Source organism: Rhizobium sp. J15, assembly GCF_002531825.1.
GTDB lineage: Bacteria > Pseudomonadota > Alphaproteobacteria > Rhizobiales > Rhizobiaceae > Rhizobium.
Genome location: NZ_NWSX01000038.1, coordinates 32,958 through 59,009, shown reverse-complemented (window position 1 = coordinate 59,009; position 26,052 = coordinate 32,958). Strand labels below are relative to the sequence as shown.

The 26,052-nt window shown below is 62.4% G+C and carries 29 protein-coding genes and 1 pseudogene; 16 read left to right on the top strand and 14 right to left on the bottom strand.

The annotated features are described in order from the left end of the window. On the top strand, positions 1–914 hold a 914-nt coding region (locus CO670_RS25090; protein ID WP_097592735.1), incomplete at its 5' end, for a porin. A 370-nt stretch (positions 915–1,284) separates the two neighbouring features. Beyond that, positions 1,285–1,697 (top strand): annotated as a pseudogene (locus tag CO670_RS25085) (LysR substrate-binding domain-containing protein); the annotation flags it as partial. Between the two features lie 132 nt (positions 1,698–1,829). Here CO670_RS25085 and CO670_RS25080 read toward each other — a convergent pair. Together CO670_RS25080 and CO670_RS25075 are read right to left on the bottom strand one after the other, a co-directional pair. Then, a complete protein-coding gene (locus CO670_RS25080; protein ID WP_097592734.1) occupies positions 1,830–2,513 on the bottom strand; it encodes a DNA alkylation repair protein in 684 nt (227 codons plus the stop codon). Beyond that, positions 2,510–3,379, bottom strand: coding sequence for an NAD(P)-dependent oxidoreductase (locus CO670_RS25075; RefSeq protein WP_097592733.1), 870 nt, complete (start codon positions 3,377–3,379; stop codon positions 2,510–2,512). The genes CO670_RS25080 and CO670_RS25075 overlap by 4 nt, the downstream gene beginning before the upstream one ends. Before the next feature lie 163 nt (positions 3,380–3,542). Between CO670_RS25075 and CO670_RS25070 the strand changes: the two genes are divergently transcribed. The 7 genes from CO670_RS25070 (at position 3,543) to CO670_RS25040 (ending at position 7,664) form a co-directional block, all read left to right on the top strand. Continuing rightward, complete coding sequence (locus CO670_RS25070; protein WP_097592732.1) at positions 3,543–3,914, top strand: hypothetical protein; 372 nt, start codon at positions 3,543–3,545, stop codon at positions 3,912–3,914. Positions 3,915–4,285: 371 nt separating this feature from the next. Then, complete coding sequence (ssuD, locus tag CO670_RS25065) at positions 4,286–5,461, top strand: FMNH2-dependent alkanesulfonate monooxygenase (protein WP_097592731.1); 1,176 nt, start codon at positions 4,286–4,288, stop codon at positions 5,459–5,461. A 233-nt stretch (positions 5,462–5,694) separates the two neighbouring features. After that, on the top strand, positions 5,695–6,018 hold the full coding sequence (locus CO670_RS25060) for a metalloregulator ArsR/SmtB family transcription factor (RefSeq protein ID WP_088689640.1): 324 nt from the start codon (positions 5,695–5,697) through the stop codon (positions 6,016–6,018). Further along, positions 6,015–6,425 carry an SRPBCC domain-containing protein gene (locus CO670_RS25055; RefSeq protein ID WP_097592730.1) on the top strand — a complete coding sequence of 137 codons (411 nt, stop codon included), beginning with the start codon at positions 6,015–6,017 and terminating at the stop codon, positions 6,423–6,425. The genes CO670_RS25060 and CO670_RS25055 overlap by 4 nt, the downstream gene beginning before the upstream one ends. Before the next feature lie 50 nt (positions 6,426–6,475). Then, positions 6,476–6,697, top strand: a complete 222-nt coding sequence (locus CO670_RS25050; protein ID WP_097592729.1) for a hypothetical protein — start codon at positions 6,476–6,478, stop codon at positions 6,695–6,697. Between the two features lie 11 nt (positions 6,698–6,708). After that, positions 6,709–7,179: a DUF1801 domain-containing protein gene (locus CO670_RS25045; RefSeq protein ID WP_097592728.1), complete on the top strand. Its 471-nt coding sequence runs from the start codon at positions 6,709–6,711 to the stop codon at positions 7,177–7,179. Between the two features lie 32 nt (positions 7,180–7,211). Continuing rightward, positions 7,212–7,664 (top strand): DUF1801 domain-containing protein, encoded by a 453-nt coding sequence (locus CO670_RS25040; protein ID WP_097592727.1) that lies wholly within the window; start codon positions 7,212–7,214, stop codon positions 7,662–7,664. A gap of 112 nt (positions 7,665–7,776) precedes the next feature. Here CO670_RS25040 and CO670_RS25035 read toward each other — a convergent pair whose 3' ends face one another. From CO670_RS25035 to CO670_RS25020, 4 genes are all read right to left on the bottom strand, one after another. Further along, positions 7,777–8,253, bottom strand: coding sequence for an SRPBCC family protein (locus CO670_RS25035; protein ID WP_097592726.1), 477 nt, complete (start codon positions 8,251–8,253; stop codon positions 7,777–7,779). After that, complete coding sequence (locus CO670_RS25030) at positions 8,250–8,591, bottom strand: metalloregulator ArsR/SmtB family transcription factor (RefSeq protein WP_097592725.1); 342 nt, start codon at positions 8,589–8,591, stop codon at positions 8,250–8,252. Before CO670_RS25030 ends, CO670_RS25035 begins: the two co-directional genes overlap by 4 nt. Beyond that, the gene (locus tag CO670_RS25025) at positions 8,588–9,274 is read right to left on the bottom strand and encodes a glutathione S-transferase family protein (protein WP_097592724.1); all 687 of its coding nucleotides are present in this window, start codon (positions 9,272–9,274) and stop codon (positions 8,588–8,590) included. Before CO670_RS25025 ends, CO670_RS25030 begins: the two co-directional genes overlap by 4 nt. A 102-nt stretch (positions 9,275–9,376) precedes the next feature. Then, positions 9,377–10,195 carry a methyltransferase domain-containing protein gene (locus tag CO670_RS25020; RefSeq protein ID WP_097592723.1) on the bottom strand — a complete coding sequence of 273 codons (819 nt, stop codon included), beginning with the start codon at positions 10,193–10,195 and terminating at the stop codon, positions 9,377–9,379. 112 nt (positions 10,196–10,307) lie between these two features. Here CO670_RS25020 and CO670_RS25015 point away from each other — a divergent pair, with 112 nt between their 5' ends. Next, complete coding sequence (locus CO670_RS25015) at positions 10,308–11,033, top strand: DUF2270 domain-containing protein (protein WP_097592722.1); 726 nt, start codon at positions 10,308–10,310, stop codon at positions 11,031–11,033. Between the two features lie 10 nt (positions 11,034–11,043). Here CO670_RS25015 and CO670_RS25010 read toward each other — a convergent pair whose 3' ends face one another. From CO670_RS25010 to CO670_RS24995, 4 genes are all read right to left on the bottom strand, one after another. Beyond that, positions 11,044–11,310: an usg protein gene (locus CO670_RS25010; RefSeq protein ID WP_088681100.1), complete on the bottom strand. Its 267-nt coding sequence runs from the start codon at positions 11,308–11,310 to the stop codon at positions 11,044–11,046. A gap of 161 nt (positions 11,311–11,471) precedes the next feature. Beyond that, positions 11,472–12,302: an ABC transporter permease gene (locus CO670_RS25005; RefSeq protein WP_097592721.1), complete on the bottom strand. Its 831-nt coding sequence runs from the start codon at positions 12,300–12,302 to the stop codon at positions 11,472–11,474. Next, positions 12,299–13,105 (bottom strand): ABC transporter permease, encoded by an 807-nt coding sequence (locus CO670_RS25000; RefSeq protein WP_097592720.1) that lies wholly within the window; start codon positions 13,103–13,105, stop codon positions 12,299–12,301. Before CO670_RS25000 ends, CO670_RS25005 begins: the two co-directional genes overlap by 4 nt. A gap of 113 nt (positions 13,106–13,218) precedes the next feature. After that, positions 13,219–13,992 carry a transporter substrate-binding domain-containing protein gene (locus tag CO670_RS24995; RefSeq protein ID WP_097592719.1) on the bottom strand — a complete coding sequence of 258 codons (774 nt, stop codon included), beginning with the start codon at positions 13,990–13,992 and terminating at the stop codon, positions 13,219–13,221. Positions 13,993–14,324: 332 nt separating this feature from the next. Here CO670_RS24995 and CO670_RS24990 point away from each other — a divergent pair, with 332 nt between their 5' ends. Further along, positions 14,325–16,469: an OmpA family protein gene (locus CO670_RS24990; protein WP_097592718.1), complete on the top strand. Its 2,145-nt coding sequence runs from the start codon at positions 14,325–14,327 to the stop codon at positions 16,467–16,469. Positions 16,470–16,595: 126 nt separating this feature from the next. Here CO670_RS24990 and CO670_RS24985 read toward each other — a convergent pair whose 3' ends face one another. Continuing rightward, entirely contained in the window at positions 16,596–17,354 is a 759-nt protein-coding gene (locus CO670_RS24985) for an alpha/beta hydrolase (protein ID WP_097592717.1), read from the bottom strand. Between the two features lie 48 nt (positions 17,355–17,402). Further along, positions 17,403–19,178, bottom strand: coding sequence for a cytochrome c biogenesis protein DipZ (locus CO670_RS24980; RefSeq protein ID WP_097592716.1), 1,776 nt, complete (start codon positions 19,176–19,178; stop codon positions 17,403–17,405). Between the two features lie 344 nt (positions 19,179–19,522). Between CO670_RS24980 and CO670_RS24975 the strand changes: the two genes are divergently transcribed. The 5 genes from CO670_RS24975 to maiA all read left to right on the top strand — a co-directional run bounded on the left by CO670_RS24975 (position 19,523) and on the right by maiA (position 24,218). Beyond that, on the top strand, positions 19,523–20,575 hold the full coding sequence (locus CO670_RS24975; RefSeq protein ID WP_097592715.1) for an alpha/beta hydrolase: 1,053 nt from the start codon (positions 19,523–19,525) through the stop codon (positions 20,573–20,575). Between the two features lie 113 nt (positions 20,576–20,688). Further along, a complete protein-coding gene (locus CO670_RS24970; RefSeq protein ID WP_088676116.1) occupies positions 20,689–21,429 on the top strand; it encodes a response regulator in 741 nt (246 codons plus the stop codon). Next, a complete protein-coding gene (locus CO670_RS24965; RefSeq protein ID WP_097592714.1) occupies positions 21,426–22,748 on the top strand; it encodes a HAMP domain-containing sensor histidine kinase in 1,323 nt (440 codons plus the stop codon). The genes CO670_RS24970 and CO670_RS24965 overlap by 4 nt, the downstream gene beginning before the upstream one ends. Positions 22,749–22,937: 189 nt before the next feature. Further along, entirely contained in the window at positions 22,938–23,354 is a 417-nt protein-coding gene (locus CO670_RS24960) for an organic hydroperoxide resistance protein (protein WP_097592713.1), read from the top strand. A 228-nt stretch (positions 23,355–23,582) separates the two neighbouring features. Further along, complete coding sequence (gene maiA / locus CO670_RS24955; protein ID WP_097592712.1) at positions 23,583–24,218, top strand: maleylacetoacetate isomerase; 636 nt, start codon at positions 23,583–23,585, stop codon at positions 24,216–24,218. A 136-nt stretch (positions 24,219–24,354) separates the two neighbouring features. Here maiA and CO670_RS24950 read toward each other — a convergent pair whose 3' ends face one another. Together CO670_RS24950 and CO670_RS24945 are read right to left on the bottom strand one after the other, a co-directional pair. Further along, positions 24,355–25,344: an aldo/keto reductase gene (locus CO670_RS24950; RefSeq protein ID WP_097592711.1), complete on the bottom strand. Its 990-nt coding sequence runs from the start codon at positions 25,342–25,344 to the stop codon at positions 24,355–24,357. 12 nt (positions 25,345–25,356) lie between these two features. Further along, entirely contained in the window at positions 25,357–25,752 is a 396-nt protein-coding gene (locus CO670_RS24945; protein ID WP_097592710.1) for a cupin domain-containing protein, read from the bottom strand. Positions 25,753–26,052: the final 300 nt, after the last annotated feature.

Sequence of the window (26,052 nt, the reverse complement as noted above, 5' to 3'; positions counted from 1 at the left end):
TTCGCGTCTGCGACGCTTACGGCACCGGCTACTTCTATATCCCGGGCACCGAAACCTGCCTCAAGATCGAAGGCTACATCCGTTTCCAGGTTAACGTTGGCGAAGACGTCGGCGGCGACTCCGACTGGGACGCAGTGACCCGCGGTCAGGTTCAGTTCACGGCCAAGAGCGACACCGAGTACGGTCCGCTGACCGGCGTCATCGTCATGCAGTTCAACGCTGACAATGCCTCCGACCAGGAAGCCATCCTCGACTCCGCTTACCTCGACGTCGCGGGCTTCCGCGCCGGTCTGTTCTACAGCTGGTGGGACGATGGTCTCTCCGGTGAAACCGACGACATCGGTTCTGTCGTAACGCTGCACAACTCCATCCGCTATCAGTACGAAAGCGGCGACTTCTACGCTGGCCTCAGCGTCGACGAACTGGAAGACGGCGTTTACAAGGTCGGCGAAGAAGCTAACAACGTTGGCGTTGCCTTCGGCGTTGGCGGCACTGCCGGCGCATTCAGCTACCAGATCACCGGTGGCTGGGACTTCGACAACGAAGACGGCGCTATCCGTGCAATGGGTACGGTTGAAATCGGCCCCGGCACGCTCGGCCTCGCTGGCGTTTACTCCTCCGGCCCGAACTCCTACTACTCGTCGGCTGAATGGGCTGTTGCTGCCGAATACGCCATCAAGGCAACTGACAAGCTGAAGATCACCCCGGCTGTTCAGTACTACGGCAACTACTTCGGCGGCGACAAGGTCGTTCCGGATGACTTCGACGGTCTCGGCGATGCCTGGAAGGTCGGTCTGACGGTTGACTATCAGATCGTCGACAACTTCTACGCCAAGGCTTCGGTTCAGTACCTCGATCCGGATGATGGCGACGACTCCACGACGGGCTACTTCCGCCTGCAGCGTTCGTTCTAATCTGCCTACTGATGCTCCCGGTTTTCGCCGGGAGCATTTCAAATCAGTTTCTGATCCGAGTGACCTCCGATCAGCTACGGGGACGGGTCCGGTCTTCCCTGCCGGACCGTCCTTGCAGCGTTTTTCCCCTACGGTTTTCAAGGCATCCTTCAACAGAGCCTTTGCAGATGAGCCGAACCGGCACGTGGCGTATCGCACGTCGGCATCATCCTTGCCCTCAAGACCCGCCTCTTTCTAATTTCGAAGCGATAGCGTCACTGTGCCGGAGGAGGCTGCCGAGCGGCGTGCCAATCGCTATCTGCTGGCTTTGCCGCAACAGGTCGCCAAAAGAAAATTCAATGCCGACAATGTGATGACAGCTTTTCCCGGGGATAAGGCGCGGCGCATCCTCGTTGCAAGCCCCTCGCTGATCGAGCGCGTCGGCGGCATAAGCGACGTGGAAGAGCTCGCCGATCTGCCGACCCTGGCGATGACGTCATGGGTATCGTTCCACACTTGGGAACTGATTGGCCCGAATGGCGCCAAACAGGTGATTCGGCATCAGCCGCGACTCACCTGCCGCAGCATGACCGCCATCCTCGACGCGGCCCGCGCCGGCCTCGGCTTCGGGCTTTTGCTCGAAAGCGCCTGCGAGAACGACCTTCAAGCCGGCAAACTGGTGCGGGTGCTGCCCGAGTGGCAATCGGAGGAGAGCGAGTTCTACATCGTCTTCACCACGGCCAAGGGCATGCCGCCGGCGGGGTGCTGATCGATTTCCTCGTCGAAAAATCCAGGCCTCATTGAAGAAGAGGTGGGGAGGCCTCGGCATTGGCCCTAGAGTGTGTCGCGATCTTTCAGATTCGCTCGCCGTGCTTCAGGTCTTTGTTTTTACGTGTGTCGTTATCGCAAACCGCGCACAGTTTTGCGCGACACGCTTTATCTCAGCCGCGCCAGCAGCTTTTCGTCGCCGAGCTCCCTGACGGCATCCTTGCCGATCCAGCGGGCAGTTTGATCAGGATTTTCCGCCAGGAGCTTCGCGAGCGCCAGTGCCGGCGCGTGGCAGGCGAGATTGCGCTTGCCGATGCTGCGCAGCGCCCAGTTGACGGCCTTGCGGACGAAGTTGCGGGCGTCGTCCGAATGGGCTTCGATCAGCGGCATAAAGCCGAGGACGGCAGCATCTGACTCCTTCTTCCGGTGGACGGCAGCGCCGGCGATCATCGCGAAGGCAGTGCGGCGCACGAATTGGCGCTCGTCGGCGGCGAATAGCCAGATGAGCTCGTCCAGCCGGGCCTCGACGAAGAGGTCGGCGGCACAATCGACGATCTCCCAGGAATTGAAATCATCGGCCCAATGCCTGGCTTCTGCCGCCGTCAGGCGCCTGGGCTCTGAGGTGTAGAGAGCGAGCAGACGGGCTTCGCGGATGTCGCTTCGCCAGAGCTCCATCGCCCTGAGATGATCTTTCTTTGCCTGCCTGGCGACCGCCCGGAGGTCGGGATTGGAGATGCCGAGGGCGCGGTCGGTAACGATACCGAAACGCGCCATGGCGGCGACATTCTCCTCCGAGCGCAGCGTTTCGAGATGCGCGATCAACTCGGCTGCACTGGAGGAGGGGCCGATCATTTCTCGAGACGGGCGAGCAGCGATGACGTGTCCCAGCGATTGCCGCCCATCGCCTGAACATCGCCGTAGAACTGGTCGACGAGAGCCGTGACCGGCAGCTTGGCGCCGTTGCTGCGGGCTTCGGTCAGCACGATGCCGAGATCTTTCCGCATCCAGTCGACCGCGAAGCCGAAATCATATTTGCCCGCATTCATGGTCTTGTGGCGGTTTTCCATCTGCCAGGAGCCGGCCGCACCCTTGGAGATCACCTCGACGACCTTTTCGATATCGAGGCCGGCGCGCTTGCCGAAATGCAGCCCTTCGGAAAGCCCCTGAACGAGGCCGGCGATGCAGATCTGGTTGACCATCTTGGTCAGCTGGCCGGAACCGGCCAGGCCCATCAGGCCGACCATGCGGGCATAGGCATCGATCACCGGCCGGGCGCGTTCAAAGACGGCTTCGTCGCCGCCGCACATGACGGTCAAGACGCCGTTTTCTGCGCCAGCTTGGCCGCCGGAAACCGGAGCGTCAATGAAATCGACGCTTTTTTCCTTGGCGGCGGCGTAAAGTTCGCGGGCGACCTCGGCGCTGGCGGTTGTGTTATCGATCAGCACCGAACCGGGCTTCATGCCGTGCAGGGCGCCATTTTCGCCTGATGTCACCGAGCGGAGATCGTCGTCATTGCCGACGCAGACGAAGACGAAATCGGCGCCGGCGGCGGCCTCGGCCGGGGTGGAGGCTGCCTTGCCGGAGAATTTTTCGGCCCAGGCGGCGGCTTTCTCGGCCGTGCGATTATAGACGGTGACATCGTGGCCGCCCTTCGTCTTCAGATGCCCTGCCATGGGGAAGCCCATGACGCCGAGACCGATGAACGCGACTTTTGCCATATGTCCTATCCTTATCCTGAGTGTGAGGACCTGAGGATTAACCGAAACGGCGGAAGCAGAAAAGGCGGGAACACGGACTTCCTTCCGATTGACGCCTGTGAGGCTGGTCAGCATTCGACCGAGCCCTAGATGGGACAAGAGCATGGTTGGTTCCGAGGGGGAGATGAGCGAAATTCCGACGATCAAGCCACGGCGCAAAGGCCGCAGCGGCATGCAATCCATGCTTATTCCATCCGAGCAGATGGTCGCAGCGCAGATCCGATCAGCGCCTGAAGGTGTCTTCACCGAAGCCGGCGTTCTCCGCCGTCAACTCGCGACCAAATATGGAGCGGACGCCTGCTGCCCGGTGACGGTGCAGCGGCATTTGCGTGCGATTGCAGAATTCTCTTTCGGCGCGCTGGAGAAGGGCGAACCGGCTTCGACGGTGACGCCTTATTGGCGCATGGTCGATCCGGCGAGCCTGCTGGCGAAACGGCTGGCAGGCGGTCCCGATTTCATTCGGGAGCAGTTGGCCGCCGAATGCCGGGAGAAGTAGCAGCAGGTCGCGAGCTCTGTTCGCTGGCGATTCCGGGCTCAGTTGCGCGCAGCGGCATGCGGCGATCCCTCATGAGATCAAACGGGAAAAATTATTCCGCCAAGCGTATGAGAATGGCAAATTGATATTATCGATATAATCTGTAGTCTATGTCAGTATTTCAGCGATCGGAGGCAGGCTCTGGATGAACCTCGCAGCTGCCGTCGACCGACAGGATATTTTCAGATGCTCACGCGCAGACAGGGATCAGACATTCTCCACGCCGCAACCGAGCCGGCGGCGTGTGGGCATCTCTTGCCGCATTTTGGTCGCCGAGAGCCGGCTTATCGCGCGCACTGATCCTCGAATTTCGCAGCAAAGGACCGTTTTCCATGACCGCCACCTCCGATCCCATCAATTTCCTCTGGTTCATCCCGACATCGGGAGACGGCACCTATCTCGGCTCCTCGGATCTCAACCGGGCGCCGGAGATCGGCTATCTCACCCAGATCGCCCAGGCCGTCGATCGGCTTGGTTATTCTGGCGTGCTGCTGCCGACCGGGGTTGCGTGCGAGGAATCCTTCGTGACGGCCGCGGCCCTTGCCGCCAAGACCGAGAAGCTGCAGTTCCTGGTCGCGATCCGTCCGGGCACCGCATCGCCTGCCTATTACGCACGCCTTGCCACGACGCTCGACCGGATTTCCAACGGCCGCCTGCTGCTCAATATCGTTGTCGGCGGCAGCCCGGCCGAGCTTGCCGGCGACGGCATCCATCTCGAGCATGACGAGCGTTATGCCCATGCGGAGGAGTTCTTCACCGTGTTCGAGGAGTTGCTGGACAAGGGAACTGCAAGTTTCGACGGCAAATATATCAAGGCGACCAATGCGCGCCTTGGCTTTCCCTCGGTGCAGAATCCGCGCCCGCCGCTCTATTTCGGCGGCTCGTCGGATGCCGGCATCGATTTCTCCGCGGGCCGGGTCGACAAGTACCTGACCTGGGGCGAACCGCCGGCGCAGGTGGCCGAGAAGGTCGCCAAGGTACGCAAGGCCGCCGCCGAGCGCGGCCGCGAGGTGACGTTCGGCATCCGCCTGCATTTCATCGTTCGCGAAACCGACGAGGAGGCGTGGGAGGCGGCCGAGCGGCTGATCCGTCATCTGGACGACGACACGATCCGCGAGGCGCAGGAGCGTTTCGTCCATGAATCCGACTCGGTCGGCCAGAAGCGCATGGCCGCCCTTCACGGCGGCCGCCGCGACAAACTCGAGGTGTCGCCGAACCTCTGGGCGGGCGTTGGCCTGGTGCGCGCCGGTGCCGGCACGGCGCTGGTCGGCTCGCCGAAGACGGTGGCCGCGCGCCTTGCCGAATATCAGAAGATCGGCATCGATACGGTGATCGGCTCCGGCTACCCGCATCTCGAAGAAGCCTATCGCGTCGCCGAACTGCTGTTTCCCGAACTCGGCATCACCCGCGCCCAGCAGCGCCTAGCCTTCAACAACGAATTCGGCCGCAAGCAGGTCTTTGCCGGCGGCAGCCATGGCGGCAATCTGAAAGTCGTCTCCGGTTCCTGAAATCGAACGAAACTGCAGAGCCTGACATAGCCGGAAGCCGCCTGCGGCTTTCGGCGTTTTGTTGTCATGGCATGGTACGATAAATCTCATCCACATAGCCGACGAGCTATGCCTGTCCCGCACATTCCGGATCGTAGCATCCGCTTGCAAGCAGGCTTTGCGGTTTGGTGCTTGACTCATTCATAGCTCCGTGGGTATGCGTCTATTCATAGCTGAAGAGGTATGAATTCCAGATGTCGGATGCTCATGACGTGCTGTTCAGAACACTTGCCGATCCGACCCGGCGGGCGCTTTTTGAGCGGTTGTGCCGGGAAGGGGAGAAGACGGTAGGGGCATTGACGGCGCGCGCCGGGGTTTCACAGCCTGTCGTTTCGAAGCATCTCGGAATCCTGAAGCAGGCCGGGCTGGTGCGCGATCGGCATGAGGGCCGGCAGACGCACTATAGCGCGCAGCTCGGGGCGCTGGCGCCGCTGGTCGACTGGACCAGCGAAATGGCGAGCTTCTGGCAAAGCCGTTTCGATGCTCTCGAAGATTTGCTGAAGAGGATGGATCAATGACCGATATCTCGACTGAAACCCGCTCCGTCGTCATCGAAAGGGAGGTTCCGTTCCCGGCCGAAAAGATCTGGCGGGCGCTGACCCAACCGCATCTGATCGCGGAGTGGCTGATGAAGAGCGACTTCAAGCCGGTCGTTGACCATCGCTTCAACTTCAACGCCGAATGGGGGTCTGTCGATTGCCGGGTGCTGGAGGTCGAGCCGAACACGACGCTGGCATATACATGGGGCGCTTACGGGCTCGAAACCATCGTTACCTGGACGCTCACGCCGACGAGCGCAGGCACGCATCTGCGCATGGAGCAAGCGGGCTTCCGGCAGGATCAGCGGCAGGCTTATGGCGGCGCCAGGAGCGGCTGGCCGCAGTTCTTCGACAAGCTGGAACAGGTGCTGGCGCGGGTGGAGTAGACCTTAGCCGGCAGGAGGCACGCCGGCTGATTTTTGAGGAGGAGGTTTCGTTGAACTGGAACAACTGGTTTCGGCAGGTCCACCGCTGGCTGTCCATTGCCTTTACGCTGGCCGTCATCATCAATATCATCGCCATGCTGCAGGAGAGATCGGCCGTCTGGGTTGGAGTCCTGGCGCTGCTGCCGCTTGGCCTGCTTCTCGTTACTGGTCTTTATTTGTTCGTGCTGCCCTATGCCGCGAAGCGGCTTAGCATGGGACGCACTGGCGGATAGGAGGAAACGCTATGGCGGGCAGAGTGCCGAAGACCGCGGAGAAGGTCGCGAAAGAGACGGTCGCCAAACAGGCGGCCGCGCAGCCAAGGCTTCTTTCCGGCGGAAACCCGCAGATCCCCAAGGGCTATGGCGAAGCGCCCGTGCAGGCCTATATCGCCGCCATGCCGGGCTGGAAAAGCGATATCGGACGCCGCCTCGATGCACTTATCACCCGTACCGTGCCCGGCGTCTCCAAGGCGGTCAAATGGAACTCGCCCTTCTATGGCATGGACGGCGAGGGCTGGTTCCTCGGCATCCATTGCTTCACGAAATACATCAAGGTGGCCTTCTTCAAGGGCGCATCGCTGGATCCTCTGCCGCCAGGAGCGTCCAAGCAGAAGGAGGTGCGATACCTCGATATCCGCGAGGACGATCCGTTCGACGAGGCGCAGATCGCCTCCTGGGTGGAGCAGGCGAGCCGCTTGCCCGGCGAGCGGATGTGAGCTCTCGATGGCGAATGACGGGAAGCGATAAGATGAGGAAAGCGATGGCAACCGTGGTGAAGACCGAGTCCGGCGACAAAAATGGGGGAGCTACGCCCTCCCAACTGATCGATGCGAGGATCGACGAACTCAAGGATTGGCGCGGTGAAGTGCTCGCCCGGGTTCGGGCGCTCGTCAAGCAGGCCGAGCCAGAGGTGGTCGAGGAATGGAAGTGGCGAGGGGTTCCTGTGTGGGAGCGCGGCGGCATCATCTGCACCGGCGAAACCTACAAGAGCGTGGTAAAGCTCACTTTCGCCAAAGGTGCTGCGCTGGAGGACCCCGCAGGGCTTTTCAATTCCAGCTTGGAAGGCAATACCCGGCGCGCCATCGATTTTCATGAGGGCGACGAGATCAAAGAGGATGCGTTGAAGGCGCTTATTCGCGCCGCCGCGACACTGAACATGTCAGCGAAGGCTGGCAGCGCGCGGAAGAAAGCAAGCGGCTGAGATTGTCGGTCTAAAGCGTGTCGCGCAAAAGTGTGCGCGGTTTGCGATTACGACACGCGTAAAAGCAAAGACCTAAAGCACGGCGAGCGAATCTGAAAGATCGCGACGTGCTTTAGTGGATCGGGCTCGTCTCGCGCTCGAGAAAGATTTCGAGATTGTCGAGGCCGATCTCCGTGCCCTGGAGGCGGGCGCCGTTGTCGGCGTAGCCGTCGAGGAAGACCACCTGCTCGGTGAAGACCATCCTGGTGCCTTCGGCTTGGGCTTCGAAAGCGACGGTGGCGAGCGAGGCAGAAATGCGGGTTTCCCCAAGCTTCATCTCATAGGCATAGATGATGCGGGTATCCGGCACGATATCGATGTAATGGGCGTCATAGGCGTGCAGAAGCCCATCGGTGTCGGCGACGTGGTTTCTTTCCGCGCCGCCCGGTCTGAAATCGAGCGTGTATTCCAGCGGCGTCCAGTCGCCGTGGCAGGCGAACCATTGACGCTTGGATTCCGGCATCGACCATGCGCGGAAGACGCGGGCGACGGGCGCCTTCAGGCGGCGCTCGATGACGAAGGTGGTGTGTTCGGCGGAGCGGGTCGTCATTCGGGAAGGGTCTCCGTTTCATCGGCGAGAAATTGGTCCAGCCTGTCGAAGGCGGCGTTCCAGCGAGTCCTTCGCTGTTCCACCCAGCGCTCGACGGCGGCAAGCGCATCCTGCTGGAGACGGTAGGTCCGCACCCGGCCGGATTTTTCAGAAAGCACGAGACCGCTTTCTTCCAGCACCTGCAGATGTTTCATCACCGTCGGCAGGGCGACGGCGAGCGGCGCGGCGAGCTCCGTGACGGAGGCCGGACCGCGGCCGAGCCGATCGATCATGCCGCGACGGCTGCGGTCGGAAAGCGCGTGGAACATGCGGTCGAGATCCGCCTGGCCGTCGATCATCCCGCGGCATCCCGGAAGCGGGCGGGCAGCCTCTCCTGATAGGGATAGAACTTGAAATAGGGGCGGGCCTCTTCCAGTGCCCTCGCAAAGGACGGGCGGTCCAGCAGCCTATCGTAATAGGCGCGAAGCTTCGGCTGATCCTCCAAGAACGGGACCAGCGTCTCGGCGTAGAAGAGGGCGGGGGCCGCGGCGCAATCGGCCATGGTGAAGGCTTCGCCCGTTATCCATGGGCTTTCGCCGAGCTGCTTTTCGATCATCGCATAGGCCGTGGCAAGCGTCGTCCTGCAGGCGGCGACCTCGATTTCATCAGCCTTGCCCTTGGGACGCCTGTGATGGCTGACAATGGTCTGCATCGGCACCTGGACATAATTGTCGAAGAAGCGATCCCAGAGGCGGACCTGCAGCGCCCGGTCGATTTCCAGCGGCAGCAGGGAAACGGCGCCGGGATAATAATGGTCGAGATATTCGATGATGATCGACGTTTCGGGAATGGTGCTGTCACGCGCTTCATCCCTGAGCAACGGCATTTTGCCAAGCGGCCAGAAGCGGAAGAGATCGGCGCGCGAAGCCTCGTCGGAAAGATCGACGAGACGATTTTCGAAGGGCGTCGCGTTCTCATAGAGCGCGATCAGCACCTTGTGGCAGAAGGAGGCGAGCGGATGCCCATAGAGCACGAGCGACATGCGGCGGCCTTTCCTGTTGATCGAAAAACTTTGCTGATCGACTAAGTATCAGATCAAGGTGTGTCGCGCAACAAATACTTTGCCGATCGGGAAACTATTCTATCAGCCTATGTATCGGGCAATCACCAGATGGCCGGGCGTCGGATGGCCGTCTTCCATGCGCACGTTGATATCCGAAATCTCGACGAGTTCGAAACCGGTGGCGGTCAGGCGTTCCCTCACATAGGCATCGGCATGGGCGAAGCGCTGATGCGGGCCGACCATGTAGGCGCGGCCGGCGAGGATCTCCTCGGACAGGGTTTCGGAGGAGAAGATGAACAGGCCGCCGGGCGCCAGGTTTTCGGCGGCGCCGAAGAACAGCGGTTCGAGCGCGCCGAGATAAGGCAGCACGTCCGTGGCGGTGATGATGTCAAAGGCTTCCTCGTCGTTGTCGTCGAGAAAATCCTCGACTTCGGCGACGAAGAGCGTCTCGTAGAGATCCTTCTCGTGCGCGATCTCGACCATCTTCTCGGAAATATCGATGCCGGTCATGTCCTCGCAGAGGTCGCGCAGCACGCCGCCGGTGAGGCCCGTGCCGCAGCCGAGATCGAGCAGCCGTTTGAACGGTCCGAGCTTCAGCGCCTGCAGGCGCTGGCGCACCAGCATCGGCACGTGATAGCCGAGCTGCTCGACGAGCACGTCCTCGAAGACTTCGGCATGCTGATCGAACAGGGTCTCGACATAGGCATCGGGCGCCTTGACCGGGGTTTCGCCGCGGCCCATCGCGGCGATGCGCACGGCGGCACCGCCATGATCGTCGGGATCGATCGCCAGGACTTCCTCATAGGCTGCCACCGCCGCGTCGACGTCGCCGGCCTTTTCCAATGCCAGCGCGCGATTATAGGCCTCGCCAAGGGCTTCTTCGTCGATCTTCTTTGCCATAGCGGTCCATGTCCTTCTGTTTCAGGCATGGCTCTAAGACGGCTTTCGATGTTTTGCAATGGCGCGGCGACGGGCGCAGAATGGCTGAAAAGAAGACGAAGGGAGAAATGCCATGAAAGTGGAGGAAGACAGAACGCCATCTGCATGGGAGGGAGAGGGTTCCCGCCCCTTGCTTTTGCCCGGTACGCCGGGCGAGATCACCAATACGCTCAGCCATTATTACCGCGGTGAACTCGGGCGGATGACGAGCTGGCGCGACCGCATCGACCGGACGTCCAACTGGGCGATCACCGTCGTGGCGGCGTTGCTCTCGGTATCGCTGTCGACGCCGACCTCGCATCACGGCGTGCTGTTGTTCGGCATCATGCTGGTGACGCTGCTTCTGATGATCGAGGCGCGGCGCTACCGCTTCTTCGATATCTACCGTGCCCGCATCCGCCAGATCGAGCGCAGCTATTTCGCGCAGATCCTGGCACCCGACGCCACGGCCGGCGGCGATTGGGCGGCGGTGGTCGCCAGCAGCCTGCGCAAGCCGCGTTTCCTGCTCAGCTATCATGAGGCCATGCACCGCCGGCTCAAGCGCAATTACGGCTGGATGTATTTCATCCTGTTTCTGGCCTGGTGTCTGAAGATCACGACGCCGAAGCTGCAGACGGAGGGCATGCCCGCACTGCAGGCGCAGTCATGGACCTATGTCATCGACAATGCGGTGCTCGGGCCGGTTCCCGGCCTTGCCGTCATCATCGGCGTCGTCATCTTCTACCTCGGCATCCTCGTCTTCGCGCTGCGCCCGGACCGCGACGAAGGCGAATTCGGCCACGGCGAAGCGCATGTCTGATGCGGGCGCATCAGTGCAGGATGAACTCACCTTTCAGCGCCCGCCACTCGGTTGCCGAGATCAGCTTGCGGTGAACGTAGCGTACCGAATGCAGCGGTCCGTCGAGCTTTTCCTGCCAGAATTTCAGGAAACCGCGCATCTCGGGAAAATCGGGGGCGAGGTCGTAATCCTGCCAGACGTAGGTTTGCAGGATCGCCGGGTGGTCGGGTAGGTGGTAGAGGATCTGGGCGGTCGTCAGACCGTAACCCTGCAGTTGCTTTTCCATGTCCTTGTGCATCGTATTTAGCTTCTTCTCGTTCCCACTCGCGCTTTATTAGCGCTAGGTGAAATGGAAACATGCTAATAGTTAACGCAAGCTTAACAGATGGACTCGGGAGGGGATATTCTTTTTAGTTTCAATGGCTTGGCAGCATCGTAGGGTGAGTGCTGCCAGCCCTCTTAGCGTTTCAGGTGCCGTGTCAGACGGCGCTCGATCCACGCCCAGAGATGGCGCAGCGCCTCGACGATCGTGAGGTAGAAGATCGCCGCCCAGAGATAGGTCTGGTAGTCGAAGGTGCGGGAGAAGGCGTAGCGGGTCTCGCCCATCAGATCGAGCACGGTGATGATGGCGACGACCGCCGAGCCCTTGATCAGCAGGATGATCTCGTTGCCGTAGGGGCGAAGCGCGACGATGAAGGCCTGTGGCAGGATGATCTTGCGGAAGGCAATGGCCTTGTGGATGCCAAGGGCTGCGGCCGCCTCGCGCTGGCCGTGCGGCACGCTTTCGATCGCGCCGCGCAGGATTTCCGCCTGATAGGCCGCGGTGTTGATGGTCATGGCGAGCAGGCCGCAATACCAGGCGTCGCGGAAGAACCACCAGAGGCCGACGGCTTCCAGCTGCGGCCGGAACACGCCGAGGCCGTAATAGACCAGGAAGAGCTGGGCCAAGAGCGGTGTACCGCGGAAGAAATAGATATAGCCGTAGGAGAGCCAGTTCAGCAGCCTGTTCTTCGACAGGCGCGCCATGGCAAGCGGCAGCGACAGCACGGCGCCGCAAACGACCGAAATGGCAACGAGGCTCAGCGTCACCCAGAGACCGTGCAGATAACGCGGCCCGTAGCGAGTGAACTTCTCCAGATCCCAGCCATTGATGACGGTGAAGATCAGCAGCGCGGCAAACGATGCCCAGACCGCCACGAAGATGTAGCCGGCGAGGCGCGCCGCCGTCATCGGCTTTGCCACTTCGCGGGGCGCGGGCTGGGGCGGGATCAATGTTTCGGCGTAGCTCATCGGCGGACCTCCGAACGTTTGGCCCAGCGGTCGACATAGGCGAGCAGGAAGGAGGAGAGGATGGCAAGCACCAGATAGAGACAGCAGGCGATGCCATAAAAGAAGAAGGGTTCCTTGGTCACGCGCACGGCGACATTCGTCTGGCGAAGGATATCCGCCAGGCTGATGATCGAGACGTAGGAGGTGTCTTTCAGAAGCACCATCCAGAGATTCGTCAGGCCGGGAAGCGCAATGCGTATGAGCTGCGGGAGAACGATGAGGCGCAGCGTGCGGCCGCGATGCAGGCCGAGGGCGTCTCCGGCTTCATACTGGCCCTTGGGAATGGCGCGGAAGGCCGACAGCAGCACTTCCGAACAATAGGCGGAAAAGACGACCGACAGCGCGATGACACCGGCGAGGAAGGCATTGATTTCGATCGGCGGCCCGACATAACCGGCAAGCTCCAGAAGAGACTGGATGAGCATCTGCATGCCGTAATAGATGATGAAGAGCGTCAGAAGTTCCGGCAGGCCGCGGAAGATCGTCGTGTAGATGCCGGTGGCTAGCCGCAGCGGCTTTTCTTCCGACTGCTGGCCGAGCGCCACGAGGAAGCCGATGACGAGGCCGATCGGCAGGGTGACAATCGCCACCGATACGGTGACCTGGAGACCAAGCGCTATCTCATCGCCCCAGCCGGTGTCGCCACAGGCGAGGATCGTCGACTGCCCCAACCAGGTGAAGATGCCGACAGGTCCGCATAGCGGATCGAAAATGTGCACAAGTGAGCTCCAGAAGGAGCCAAGCGCGGAAAACAATCCGCCCATGCCGGTATTCCCCTCACGGCTTTTGCCGTTTTGATCTTGCCACCTTTGTCAAACAAAAATGGCGGAAGAGCAAGCCTTCCGCCATTCGCTTGATCGGCCAGATACCGAATTTCTCAATCGCCGTAAACGTCGAAATCGAAGTACTTGTCCTGGATCTTCTTGTACTCGCCGCTGGCGCGGATCGCAGCGATCGCCGTATTGAGCTTTTCCTTCAGCGGATCGCCCTTGCGGATGGCGATGCCGGCGCCTTCGCCGTTGATTTCCTTGTCGACCGGCAGGGTCGACAGGATCTTGCAGCAGGAACCGGCGTCGGACTTGACCCATTCGGAGAGCACGACGACGTCGTCGATGACGGCATCGACGCGGCCGCTGGAAACGTCGAGCTTATATTCGTCAGCCGTCGGATAGAGCTTCAGCTCGGTATCGGCGAGGTGCTTCTCGGCGTAGTTGGCATGCGTCGTGGAAGTCTGCGCGCCGATCACCTTGCCCTTGAGGCCGCCGACATCCGTGATCGTCGAATCCTTCGGCACGGCAATCGCCGGCGGGGTGTTGTAATACTTGTTGGAGAAGTCGACGAGCTTCAGGCGCTCGGGCGTGATCGACATGGACGAGACGATCATATCGAACTTCTTGGCGTTGAGCGCCGGGATGATGCCGTCCCAGTCGGTGCTGACGAAGGAGCATTCGGCCTTCATCTCGGCGCAGAGCGCCTTGGCGATATCGATGTCGAAGCCCTGAATGGTGCCGCTGGCATCGACGAATTCGAAGGGCGGGTAGGTCGAATCGGTGCCGATCACATACTTCTCGCCGTCGGCCATGGCCGAGCCGGCAAAGAGGGACATCGCCGCGATGGAGGCTGCCGCGATGATACGGGTGGAGATTTGCATGAGGATCCTCTCTGTTGGTAGCCGTCGCGCTTTTTTCTCTTGGCTGACGGCTGCTGTTCAACGGTGCCGGGGCACCGCCTTGCGGCGATAATCAGACTTTTTTTCATGGAAATGCAACAGAAATTCCCCGGCAATTTTCGATGCCGACAGCGCGCGAGATGAACGGCGGCAGACTGCAACATTCACGTGAGGTTAATCCCCGGCTTCCTAGAACCGGAACAAATCGGCGGCTTGGCGCTTAGCCATTTCGCCGTTTCGCCTCAATGCGACGCTAGGGGCGGAACCAGGGCCTGTCGGCCTTCAGGAAGCTCAAACAGGATCGAGGAAACCCGATGGGCAAGAAGTCAAATCTATTCGCGAGCGCAGCTTTCCCGCTGCTTTCCCTCACGCTGGCCTTCCAGCCGGCCACCGCGATGGCTGCCGCGCGCAGCGTCGGGACTGAGCCTGCGGCCGTGCGGCAGATCGAACAGGGCAGCTTCGAAGTGGCGCAGGACGCGCCTTCCGAGGAAGAGCTCTTGAAGAAGAAGCGCAAGCAGAAGGAGGAGGCTCCGGCTGAGCAGGCGCCGGCCGCGGAACAGCCGAAGGAGGCGCCCGCCGAGAAGCCGAAGGCCGAGCGTAAGGAAGCGCCGGAACCCAAGGCAGAGCCGGAGCCGCCGAAGGCCGAAGCCGCGCCGAAGGAAGAGCCGGCACCGCAGGCCGAAAGCAAGCCCGAGCGCAAAGCCAGGAAGGAAGCCCAGCCAGAGGCGAAGCCGGAAGCCGAGCCCCAGCAGGAGCAGCAGCCGGTAACGCAGGAAAAACCGAGAAAGCCGAAGAAACAGGCCGAGCCGGAGGCCCAGCCGGAGCCTGAGCAGCAGCCGGCCGCCAAGGAAGCCCAGCCGGAGACGGAACAGGCGCAGCCCGAGGCGAAACCCGAAGGCGGCAAGAAGGGCCGAGATAAGGCCAAGGCGAAGACCGAAACTGCCGCTCCCGAGGCGGTCACGCCGGCCGAGGAACAGGCCACGCCTGAAACCAAGCCGGAAGACAAACCGGAGGTAAAACCCACGGCGGAAGCACCTGCTGCGAAGAAGCCTAAGAAGGGCGAGGCTGCCGCACCCGCGGAGAAGGCAACCGAAGACAAGGCGGCGGCCCCGGAAGCTGTGCCCGCCGACGGCACGGCCGCAAAGCCCGCCGCCGAGCAGCCTAGTGCCGAGCAGCCTGCCGGCGAAAAGCCGGCTGCACCCGCCACCGACACCGCCCAGCCGGCACCGGATGCCAGCGGCGGACAGCAGGTGGAGCAGGCTATTCCGGCACCGGAAAAGGTTTCTCCCGAGGAACTCGAGCGCCGCAAGAAGATCGCCGCAGATCCGGCCAAGAGCAGCGAAACCGTCGTGCTGCCGGTCGAGAACGGTGCGGCCGTGCTCGACAGCGACAAGGATGCCGACCGCAGCAAGGGGCGGGAGGGCCGCCGTGACCGCGACAAGCTGCGCGCCGAAAGCCAGGAGGTGAAGCTGCCGACCTCGGACGCCGATGCGCAGGCCGCTGCCGCCGCTGCGGCGCCGGCGATCAAGCTCGAGGCTGTGACCAGCGAGAAGGGCACGAGGCTCGACACGCGGCCGCAATTTGCCCGTCCCGAAGGCGCACGCATCGACGGCCGCACCGACGACAGCCGCGTGATCATCCAGTACAACAATCAGGTGATCGTGCGCAGCGACGACGACAGGCGGTTCTTGCGCGACGGCGAGCGGCCGATCTACGAGGAACTGTCCGGCGATCGCTACCGCGAGACCATCACGCGGCCGGAAGGCTATCGCATCGTCACGATCCGCAACCGCTACGGCGACATCATCCAGCGGTCGCGCGTCGATGCCCGCGGGCGTGAATATGTGCTCTACTACTCGCCCGATCTCTACGAGGATCCGGATCGCGACTACTTCGAGGATCCGGGCGCCGATCTGCCGCCGATGCGCCTTCGCGTGCCGCTCAACGATTATATCATCGATACGAGCAGCGATCCGGACCGGGACTACTACGAGTTCCTGAGCGAGCCGCCCGTCGAGCAGGTGGAGCGTGTCTATTCGCTTGACGAGGTGAAGTATTCCGCCCGTATCCGCGACAAGGTGCGCCGCATCGATCTCGATACGATCACCTTCGCCACCGGCAGCGCCGAAATCCCGATGACCCAGGCGCGCACGCTGCGCAAGGTCGCCGACGCGATCAACCAGGTGCTGGAGAAGGACCCGAGCGAGACCTTCCTGATCGAAGGCCATACGGACGCGGTCGGCTCCGACCAGAGCAACCTGGTCCTCTCCGACCAGCGGGCGGAATCGGTCGCCAACGTGCTCTCCGACGTCTACGGCATCGCACCGGAAAACCTGGCGACGCAGGGCTATGGCGAGCGCTACCTGAAGGTCAACACCTCGGGCCCGGAACAGGAAAACCGCCGCGTCACCATCCGCCGCGTCACGCCGCTGGTCCGCCCGGTCGCCGCCAAGCAATAAATGACGTTGCCCCTCTCCATTCGTGGAGAGGGGCGATTGGACTGGCTGTCCCAATACTCGATGGGGACAAAAGTTGATGGGGACTGCATGCGGGCTTCGAGACCTGCCGCCCCCATCCTGCCGCTCCTAGTCGCCGGCTTTTCTGGCCGCCTTTTCGATGACGTCGGCGACTTTTTCCGGTTGGGATGCGAAGACGGCGTGGCTGGACTTGATCTCCGTCACTTCGCTGCCGGCGCGTTTGGCCATGTCGCGTTCGAGCTCGGGGTTGATGGAGCGATCCTCGGTGGCGACGATCGACCAGCTTGGTTTCGTGCGCCATGCCGGCTCCGCGATCTTGGCCGCGAAGGCCTGTTTCGAGGCGAAGACCTGCGATTTTGCCAGGAAGTCGGTCTCGGCTTTGGGCAGGTCGGCGGCGAAAGCCGCCGCGAAGGCGGCGGGGTCGAGATAGAGATATTTACCGTCCTTCGTTTCCTTGATGTCCATGCTGCCGGCCGGCTTCGAGCTGGCGAGGCTCAGCAGGCTTTCGCCCTTGTCGGGCTGGAAGGCGGCGACATAGACGAGGCCCGCGACATGGGGATCGTTGCCGGCCTGCGTGATCACCATGCCGCCATAGCTGTGGCCGACGAGCAGCGTCGGTCCTTCCTGGAGGTCCAGAACCCGTTTCGTCGCCGCCACGTCGTCATCGAGCGAGGTGAGGGGTTCCTGGACGATGGTGACGTTGAAGCCGCGCTTTTCCAGAATCTCGGTCGCCTTGCGCCATCCCGATCCGTCGGCCAGCGCGCCGTGGACGATCACGATGTTCTTGACCGCGGCGGCCTCGGCTGCGAACGCGATTCCGGCGGTGGCAAAGGCGAGAGCTGCGATGAAAGTCAGATGTTTGTTCATGGGGGCACTCCTTATGGTCGATGTTGAAGGTCTGGATGGAGAACGGGCTCAGCCGAAGGTGAAGGCGTAGGCCTGGACGCCGGGATCGAGAAAGCGGATCTCGAAGTTGCGGGCCGTGACGGTGCCGGACTGGCGGACGAGCTGGTAAAGCCTGGTCGCCGCGACCGTGCCGTTGCCGTCGGCATCGATATCGGAGCCGTGGTCTGCACCCGGAACCTTGCCGTCGATCTTCACCTGGAAGCGGACCGGTCTGCCGTCGTCGCCGGGGCCGAGAACGAGATGCAGGTCACGGGCGCTGAAGCGATAGGTGATGCCGCCGCCTGCCTGGTCGAGCCTCGCCTGGTCCCTGCCGACAGTCCAGGTTCCGGACAGGCCCCAGCCGTTGAGGCCTGGCTCGGCAATCGAATAGTTCTGCGGGGCGTTCGCCTGCAGCCCTTCGGGAGAGGAGAAATTCGTCGCCTGCTCATAGCCGAGATAGGTCTCGCCGGAGCGGATATTGCCGAGATCGGGACCGGCTTCCACGCCCTTGGCATCGGGCGTGACGGGCGCGCTTGCCTTCATTTCGCTGCCGGCTTCGCGCAGCAGGTCCTGAATGGCCTTTTCCGTTCTGCCGTAGTTGCCTTCGCCGAAGTGATGGTAGCGGATCTGGCCCTTGGCATCGATCAGATAGGCGGCAGGCCAGTAGCTGTTCTCGAAGGCGCGCCAGATCTTGTAGTCATTGTCGACGGCAACGGGATAGCCGATCTTGAAGTCGTCGATTGCGCTCTTGACGTTGTCGATCTTCTTTTCGAAGGCGAATTCCGGGGCGTGGACGCCGATCACCACGAGGCCCTGATCGGCGTATTTTTCCGCCCAGGCCCTGACATAGGGGATCGTGCGGATGCAGTTGATGCAGGAATAGGTCCAGAAGTCGACGAGGACGACCTTGCCGCGCAGCTCTTCGGTCGTAAGAGGCTTGGAGTTCAGCCATTCGACCGCGCCGTCGAGCGAGGGCGCAGAACCCTCGACCGGCAAATCGCTGCGGAAGGGCTTCTGCGCATCGGCCGCGGCGATCGTGGCGTCATTGCTTGCGACCGCGGAGGAGGCGCCGGCGAGCGGCTTTGCATGCAGCCGGTCGAGCACGGCCTGTTCCAGAGACGCGGTGCTGGCATAGGAGAGACGGGCGAGCAGGCTGGTATCGAGGCCGAGCGCGATGACGGCGACGCCCGCCAGCACGGCGGCCCCGAGTGCCTGGCGAATCCTATCGCCGAAGCCGAGCGAACGCTTCATGGCGGCAAATATCTTTCCGCCGACCGATAAGGCGACGGCAAGGGAGGTCGCCGCACCGGCTGCATAGGCAACCAAAAGGAAGCTGGTCTGCAGGTTGGCGCCCTGCAACGCCGCGCCCGTCAGGACCAGGCCGAGGATCGGCCCGGCGCAGGGCGCCCAGAGCAGGCCGGTGGCGACGCCGAGAATGAGCGCGCTTCTGACCGTCGGGACGGTGCGCCCGCCGCCGCTGGCGTTCAGGAGGTTGTTGCCGATATCGACGATCGGCCGGGCAAGCGTGCTTGCGAAGCGCGGGGAAAGCAGGCTGGCGCCGAAGAGGGCGAGCAGGACGATCGCGGCGAGCCGGCCATATTCATTGGCGCGGATGGCCCAGCTGCCGCCGACCGCGGCAAGCGTGGCGACGAGCGCGAAAGTGGCGGCCATGCCGGCCAGCATCGGCAGCGTGCTCCGGACGAAGGGCTGGCCGGCGCGGGCGAAGACGAAGGGGAGGATGGGCAAGATGCACGGGCTGAGGATGGTCAGCACGCCTCCGAGATAGGCAATGATCAGAAGTGTCATCATCGTTTCCTTTGAAACCGATTGATCGGGCTCTGGACGGCGATGGGCCTGAACCAGCAACGGCGCGATGTAGCCGGGCGGAGGTATCTCCGATGTGTCTGGTTTGGCGGGAAAATGTACCGAACTACTGCGCTGGAGCGCCTGCGATACAAAAGAATACAAATGGCCTTATCCGCAGAGGCGGCGGCACGCCGCAATGACCGGCCTGATGCAGCGCAATTGTATCAGAATGTATCTCGGCGGGCGGAGCTTACATTCGCATTCAAAAACCGCGGCTTGTGACATACGGGCGATACAAGCCGAACGTCTTTTGAGCGCCGTGATCCATTCGACAGGAGAGACCGATGTCCGAGCAAATCAACCATGAACGCCGCCGCTTTTTCGGCATGACAGCCATCGCCCTCGCGGCGGTCGAATTCGGCGTGGCCGGCGCGGCCGCTGCCCAGACCGCGCCGGCTTCGGCTGCGGCCTTGCCTGATGTAAAGCGGGGAACCCATACGTCCTTCGAAGCGCTGAAGCAGATCAAGACCGATGTGCTCGATATCGGCTATGCCGAGGTGGGAAAGGCGGACGGTCCTGTGGTGCTGCTGCTGCACGGCTGGCCCTATGACATCTATAGTTTCGTCGATGTCGCGCCGCTGCTTGCCTCGGCCGGCTACCGGGTGATCATACCTTATCTGCGCGGCTACGGCACGACACGCTTCCTGCATGACAAGACCGCGCGCAACGGCCAGCCCTCGGCGCTTGCCGCCGATATGATCGCCCTGCTCGATGCGCTCAAGATCGAGAAGGCGGTGATCGCCGGCTACGACTGGGGCGGGCGCACCGCCAACATCATGGCTGCGCTCTGGCCGGAGCGCTGCAAGGCCATGGTATCGGTCAGCGGCTACCTGATCGGCAGCCAGGAAGCCAATGAGAAGCCGCTTCCGCCGAAGGCCGAACTTGCCTGGTGGTACCAGTTCTATTTCGCCACCGAGCGCGGCCGCCTGGGCTATGCGAGCAATACTCATGACTTCGCAAAGCTCATCTGGCAGACGGCTTCGCCGAAGTGGAATTTTGACGATGCGACCTTCGACCGATCCGCCGCCGCCTTCGAAAATCCGGATCATGTCGACATCGTCATTCACAATTATCGCTGGCGCCTGGGGCTCGCCGAAGGCGAGGCGAAATACGACGCCTATGAGAAGAAGCTTGCCGCCTTGCCGATGATTTCGGTGCCGACGATCACTATGGAGGGCGATGCCAACGGCGCGCCGCATCCGGAGCCCTCCGCCTATGCCGGAAAGTTCTCCGGCAGATACGAGCACCGCACCATCGGCGGCGGCATTGGGCACAACCTGCCGCAGGAGGCGCCGCAGGCCTTCGCCCAGGCGGTCATCGACGTCGATCGCTTCTGATCGATGGCAGAGCCTCGTTGCCCGGGCCAACGGAATATGCGTAGGTCGCGTCTGGCGCTTCGATATCGTGAACGAGGCGGTGGGCGCGGCCATAGCGTTGAGGAATAGCAAATATGGATCATGTCGATCACATCCTGATCGTCGACGACGATCGTGAAATCCGCGAGCTGGTTTCGGGCTATCTGCAGAAGAATGGCCTGAGGACCAGCGTTGCCGCGGACGGGCGTCAGATGCGCAGTTTTCTGGACGCCAATGCCGTCGACCTGATCGTGCTCGACGTAATGATGCCGGGCGACGACGGGCTGGTGCTGTGCCGCGAACTGCGCGCCGGCCGGCACAAGGCGATCCCGATCCTGATGCTGACGGCCCGCACCGACGAGATGGACAGGATCCTCGGGCTGGAGATGGGCGCCGACGACTATCTTGCCAAGCCCTTTGCCGCGCGCGAACTGCTTGCCCGCATCAAGGCGGTGCTGCGGCGCACGCGCATGCTGCCGCCCAACCTGCAGATCAGCGAGGCGGGGCAATTGCTGACCTTCGGTGACTGGCGGCTCGATACGGTCGCTCGCCACCTGCTGGATAAGGAAGGGACGGCGATTGCGCTCAGCGGCGCCGAATACCGCCTGCTGCGCGTTTTCATCGACCATCCGCAGCGGGTGCTCAACCGTGACCAGCTTCTGAGCCTGACGCAGGGCCGCGACGCCGAGCTCTTCGATCGCTCGATCGATCTCCTCGTCAGCCGTCTGCGGCAGCGCCTGGGAGACGATGCGCGCGAGCCGACTTACATCAAGACGGTGCGCAGCGAAGGTTATGTCTTTTCGGTTCCGGTCGAAATTTCGGAACCGCGCCAATGAGGACGACGATCTCCAGGCTGCCGGGCCTGATGTGGCCGAGAACGCTGCGGTCGCGGATCTTTCTCATCCTGCTGATCGGCCTCGCGCTGGCTTATGGGCTCTCCTTCAGCGTTCTCTACATGGAGCGCTATATGTCGGCCAAAGCGGTGATGCTCGGCACGCTGGAGAACGACGTCGCGACATCCGTTGCCGTTCTCGATCGGCTGCCACCGGAAGAGCGCCGTCACCTCGTTGATTGGCTGAGCCGCGGCAACTACCGTTTCGAGCTTGGGCCTGGCCTTGCCGGCGTGCCCGACACCTCCAGCAAGGGAAGGGAGATCGCGGGAAAGATAGAGGCCGCCGTCAGGCACCGCTTCCCGATCCGCGTCGAACGGATTCCGGGCGAGGTGAACCGGCTGCAGGCGCATATGACGCTGAGTGACGGCAGCCCGCTCACCATCGATGTGACGCCGAGAGGCGTCATGCCGATTGCGGAATGGCTCCCTTATGTCTTCGCCGTCCAGATGGCGCTGCTCATCCTCTGCGCCTGGTTCGCGGTGCGTCTGGCGATCCGGCCGCTCGGAGAGCTTGCCGCCGCCGCCGACGCGCTCGATCCCGATAGGAACGGCCCTGGTCTGAGCGAGACGGGGCCGAGCGAGGTCGCGCATGCGGCGAGGGCGTTCAACGCGATGCGGGAGAGGATCGCCCATTATCTCGAAGAGCGCGTCCAGATACTGGCGGCGATCTCACACGACCTTCAGACGCCGATCACCCGCATGCGGCTGCGCGCCGACATGGCGGAGGATTCGCCCGAGAAGGACAAGCTGGTGAGTGATCTCGCCGAGATCCAGCGCCTCGTGCAGGACGGCATCGCCTATGCGCGCAGCGCCCACGGCAGCGGAGAAAAGAACGCTCGGATCGATCTCTCCTCGTTCATCGACAGCATAGCCTACGACTATCAGGACACCGGAAAGGCCGTCACTGTCGTCGGGCTGGTTGAGGGCGCAGCCTTCACCAGGCCGCATGCGCTACGCCGCATCCTGTCGAATTTCATCGACAATGCCCTGAAGTTTGCCGGCTCCGCCGAGATCACCGTCGAGCACAACGCCGAAAAGGCGGTCGTCATATCGGTCATGGATCGCGGGCCGGGAATTCCCGATGATATGCTGGAAGCCGCCATGCAGCCGTTCTTTCGGCTGGAGCAATCCCGCAACCGCGAGACCGGCGGCACGGGCCTCGGCCTTGCGATCGCCCAGCAGTTGACGGCCAAGCTCGGCGGCTCGCTCAGGCTCTACAATCGGCTCGGCGGCGGCCTTGCGGCGGAAGTCACCCTTCGGTGATCTCGGCGCCGCCGGAGATTTTCCGGCGGTTTGTATGCAAAGATGTCCCGGATACCGGATGCTACGTTTTGTGACATTTCGGCCGATTTCGGAAACATGCAGGATATATCGGCCGGTCAGAACTTACTTCGTCAACCCGGTCGCAACAGCGATCTCCTCGCGTCAGCGACCCATATACGGAGTGTTTCCATGACAAAGATCGAAAAGGTTCTCTATACCGGCAAGACCCGCACCACCGGCGGGCGCGACGGCGCTTCGCAAAGCAACGACGGGCAGCTCGACATCAAGCTCTCGCCTCCCGGCAGCGCGCGGCCCGGCACCAATCCCGAGCAGCTTTTCGCCGCCGGCTGGTCCGCCTGCTTCATCGGAGCGATCGGCATTGCCGCCGGCAAGCTGAAGATCAGGATTCCCACGGAGACTGCGGTGAATGCCGAAGTCGATCTCGGAACGACGGACGGCGATTATTTTCTGCAGGCCCGTCTCAAGGTCAGCCTGCCCGGAATCGAGCCGGATGTCGCCAAGGCGCTTGTCGACGAGGCGCACCGGACCTGCCCATATTCGAAGGCGACACGCGGAAATATCCACGTCGAGCTGAGCATTGCCTGAAGCGGCAGAGGAAAGGAAACAGGCGAGGCCCGGCCGGGCCTCGCCGACGGAGGCTTCAATGAGATTGATGATTATATCCGTTCTGGCAGCTGCGGTCTTCACCGCCCCATGTATCTACGACGTCAGCTCGCACGAACCGTCGCCGCTGGCGGGCCTGGTAACGGCAGCAACCGCGGTTGCTTCCGCGCATGAGCAACCACTTTTCTGAATTCAGCCGGGAGAATGACAGTGAAACTCTATCAGAACGAAATTTCCTCTGCGACCTCAAGGGTCCGGATCGCACTGGCGCTCAAGGGACTGACGGCCGAGGCGCTGCCGGTGAGCATTCTCGGCGAAGATGCCGAAAGCCGGCAGGCCGGATATCGGAGCGTCAACCCGCAGGGGCTGGTGCCGGCCTTGCTGACGGACAGTGGCCAGCTCATCACCCAGTCGCTGGCGATCATCGAATATCTCGACGAGGTTCAACCGGAGCCGCCGCTGCTGCCCGATACGGCGGAAGGCAGGGCGCAGGCCCGTTCGATTGCGCTCGCGATCGCAGCCGAGATCCATGCGCTGCTGCCGCCGCGGATCGGCCTGCATCTCAAGGCGGCCTTCCAAGCCGACGCCGATGCCGTTGCCGCCTGGAGCCGCCATTGGGTCGGCGAGGGATTGACTGCGGTCGAGACGATGATTGCCGGCCGCAGGCAAGGCTCCTTCACCGTCGGAGACCGGCCTGGCCTGGCCGACATCTTCCTCTTTCCGCAGGCGATCAGCGCAAGACGCATGGGCTTCGATCTCGGCCGATGGCCTGATATTGCGGACATTGTCGGCAGGCTGGAGGCGATACCAGCTTTTCAGGAGAATGCGCCGGCGCCGCGGAAATGATCCGACTGGTGAAGATGCGGCCACAAAGGGTTTTGTTCTCCGCTCTACGTTATCCTCAGCCTTGTGCCGAGGATCTGCTGCCCTATCGACCCGGGCAGATGCTCGGGACAAGCCCGAGCATGGCGGAAGGTTATCTTTAGCGATTAACCCTTGCCTGCAGATGCGGAGGGTAACGATCGCCTTCGACCTTGATGGTGGCCAGCGCGCTTTCGATACTGGCAAGGTCATCGGCGGTCAGTTCGACATCGGCGGCTCCGATATTCTCCTCGAGGCGGTGTGGTTTGGTGGTGCCGGGGATCGGCGCGATCCAGGGCTTTTGCGCCAGCAGCCATGCGAGCGCGACCTGGGCCGAGGTGGCTTTCTTGCGTGCGGCAATTTCCGACAGCAGATCGACCAGCGCCTGATTGGCCCTTCGCGCTTCCGGTGAAAAGCGCGGCACGATGTTGCGGAAATCCTTGCTGTCGAAGGTCGTCGTCTCGCTGATCGCGCCGGTGAGGAAGCCCTTGCCGAGCGGGCTGAACGGAACGAAGCCGATGCCGAGTTCTTCGAGCACCGGCAGGATCTCCTGCTCGGGCTCGCGCCACCAGAGCGAATATTCGCTTTGCAGCGCCGCCACCGGCTGGACGGCATGGGCGCGGCGGATGGTCTGGACGCCTGCTTCGGAGAGGCCGAAATGCCGGACCTTACCCTCCGATATCAGTGCCTTGACGGTGCCAGCGACATCCTCGATGGGAACATCGGGATCGACGCGGTGCTGGTAGAACAGGTCGATGACATCGGTTTTCAAGCGCTTCAGCGCCTGATCGGCAACGGCGCGGATCTGCTCCGGGCGGCTGTTCAGGCCGCTCTGGCCGCCATTGGCATCGAAGTTGAAACCGAATTTCGTGGCGATCACCACGTCGCTGCGGAAGGGCGCCAGGGCCTCTCCCAGAAGCTCTTCGTTCTTATAGGGTCCGTAGGCCTCGGCGGTGTCGAAGAAGGTGACGCCGCGTTCGAAAGCCTGGCGGATCAGCGCAATCGCTTCCCGCTGTTCGGTCGCCGGGCCGTAACCGTAGCTCAGCCCCATGCAGCCGAGACCGATGGCCGAGACCTGAAGTCCGCTCTTTCCGAGTTGACGCTTCTGCATCGCCGTTTCCTTTCAGCCTTGATATTCCGGGTCGGTGACATGCTCCATCCAGTCGACGACCTTGCCGTCGAGCTGTTCCTGGATGGCGATGTGGGTCATTGCTGTCGTCGGCGCTGCGCCGTGCCAATGCCGCTCGCCAGGCGCAAACCAGACGACGTCTCCCGGGCGAATCTCCTCGACGGGGCCGCCTTCGCGCTGGGCGCGGCCGCAGCCCGAGGTGACGATCAGCGTCTGGCCGAGCGGATGGGTGTGCCAGGCGGTGCGGGCGCCGGGCTCGAAAGTGACGCTGGCACCGGCGGCGCGTGCCGGACGGGTGAGCGAAAACAGCGGGTCGATGCGCACCGTGCCGGTGAACCAATCCGTCGGCCCCTTGGCCGAGGGCTGCGAGCCGTTTCGTTTGATTTCCATGATCGTGCCTCTTGTGCCTACGGTTGCGAACGGGATCGTCCGGCTTGGTTCAGAATAGTTAGTGCGCGGCTTCAGCCGCGATTAGATGGCAGCCGTGGCAAGGACCTATGAGAAATTTTCATGAGTGCCGCGTCCTGCCGCGCGCGCTTCAGCGGCCTTTGCGGTCGTCGCCGATGCGCTTGGCTATCGCGGATAACGGCTTCTATTTCGGCCTGCCGCCAATCCATTGAGGCAGCGCGAAATCATACTGCGCAGGCCATTTGACATTCCTTCCTTCGCCACTAATTCAAAATTAAAACT

Excerpts from the sequence above, each read along its gene's own strand:
- CO670_RS24975 (WP_097592715.1), top strand. The coding sequence starts at position 19,523 with ATGTCCGAGCAAATCAACCATGAACGCCGCCGCTTTTTCGGCATGACA.
- CO670_RS25015 (WP_097592722.1), top strand. The coding sequence starts at position 10,308 with ATGAAAGTGGAGGAAGACAGAACGCCATCTGCATGGGAGGGAGAGGGT.
- CO670_RS24970 (WP_088676116.1), top strand. The coding sequence starts at position 20,689 with ATGGATCATGTCGATCACATCCTGATCGTCGACGACGATCGTGAAATC.
- CO670_RS24980 (WP_097592716.1), bottom strand. The coding sequence starts at position 19,178 with ATGACACTTCTGATCATTGCCTATCTCGGAGGCGTGCTGACCATCCTC.
- CO670_RS24990 (WP_097592718.1), top strand. The coding sequence starts at position 14,325 with ATGGGCAAGAAGTCAAATCTATTCGCGAGCGCAGCTTTCCCGCTGCTT.
- CO670_RS24985 (WP_097592717.1), bottom strand. The coding sequence starts at position 17,354 with ATGAACAAACATCTGACTTTCATCGCAGCTCTCGCCTTTGCCACCGCC.
- CO670_RS24945 (WP_097592710.1), bottom strand. The coding sequence starts at position 25,752 with ATGGAAATCAAACGAAACGGCTCGCAGCCCTCGGCCAAGGGGCCGACG.
- CO670_RS25055 (WP_097592730.1), top strand. The coding sequence starts at position 6,015 with ATGACCGATATCTCGACTGAAACCCGCTCCGTCGTCATCGAAAGGGAG.
- CO670_RS25045 (WP_097592728.1), top strand. The coding sequence starts at position 6,709 with ATGGCGGGCAGAGTGCCGAAGACCGCGGAGAAGGTCGCGAAAGAGACG.
- CO670_RS25080 (WP_097592734.1), bottom strand. The coding sequence starts at position 2,513 with ATGATCGGCCCCTCCTCCAGTGCAGCCGAGTTGATCGCGCATCTCGAA.
- ssuD (WP_097592731.1), top strand. The coding sequence starts at position 4,286 with ATGACCGCCACCTCCGATCCCATCAATTTCCTCTGGTTCATCCCGACA.
- CO670_RS24960 (WP_097592713.1), top strand. The coding sequence starts at position 22,938 with ATGACAAAGATCGAAAAGGTTCTCTATACCGGCAAGACCCGCACCACC.
- CO670_RS25075 (WP_097592733.1), bottom strand. The coding sequence starts at position 3,379 with ATGGCAAAAGTCGCGTTCATCGGTCTCGGCGTCATGGGCTTCCCCATG.
- CO670_RS24950 (WP_097592711.1), bottom strand. The coding sequence starts at position 25,344 with ATGCAGAAGCGTCAACTCGGAAAGAGCGGACTTCAGGTCTCGGCCATC.
- CO670_RS25060 (WP_088689640.1), top strand. The coding sequence starts at position 5,695 with ATGTCGGATGCTCATGACGTGCTGTTCAGAACACTTGCCGATCCGACC.
- CO670_RS25030 (WP_097592725.1), bottom strand. The coding sequence starts at position 8,591 with ATGATCGACGGCCAGGCGGATCTCGACCGCATGTTCCACGCGCTTTCC.
- CO670_RS25010 (WP_088681100.1), bottom strand. The coding sequence starts at position 11,310 with ATGCACAAGGACATGGAAAAGCAACTGCAGGGTTACGGTCTGACGACC.
- CO670_RS25005 (WP_097592721.1), bottom strand. The coding sequence starts at position 12,302 with ATGAGCTACGCCGAAACATTGATCCCGCCCCAGCCCGCGCCCCGCGAA.
- CO670_RS24965 (WP_097592714.1), top strand. The coding sequence starts at position 21,426 with ATGAGGACGACGATCTCCAGGCTGCCGGGCCTGATGTGGCCGAGAACG.
- CO670_RS25070 (WP_097592732.1), top strand. The coding sequence starts at position 3,543 with ATGAGCGAAATTCCGACGATCAAGCCACGGCGCAAAGGCCGCAGCGGC.
- CO670_RS25040 (WP_097592727.1), top strand. The coding sequence starts at position 7,212 with ATGAGGAAAGCGATGGCAACCGTGGTGAAGACCGAGTCCGGCGACAAA.
- CO670_RS25000 (WP_097592720.1), bottom strand. The coding sequence starts at position 13,105 with ATGGGCGGATTGTTTTCCGCGCTTGGCTCCTTCTGGAGCTCACTTGTG.
- CO670_RS25025 (WP_097592724.1), bottom strand. The coding sequence starts at position 9,274 with ATGTCGCTCGTGCTCTATGGGCATCCGCTCGCCTCCTTCTGCCACAAG.
- CO670_RS25035 (WP_097592726.1), bottom strand. The coding sequence starts at position 8,253 with ATGACGACCCGCTCCGCCGAACACACCACCTTCGTCATCGAGCGCCGC.
- CO670_RS24995 (WP_097592719.1), bottom strand. The coding sequence starts at position 13,992 with ATGCAAATCTCCACCCGTATCATCGCGGCAGCCTCCATCGCGGCGATG.
- CO670_RS25020 (WP_097592723.1), bottom strand. The coding sequence starts at position 10,195 with ATGGCAAAGAAGATCGACGAAGAAGCCCTTGGCGAGGCCTATAATCGC.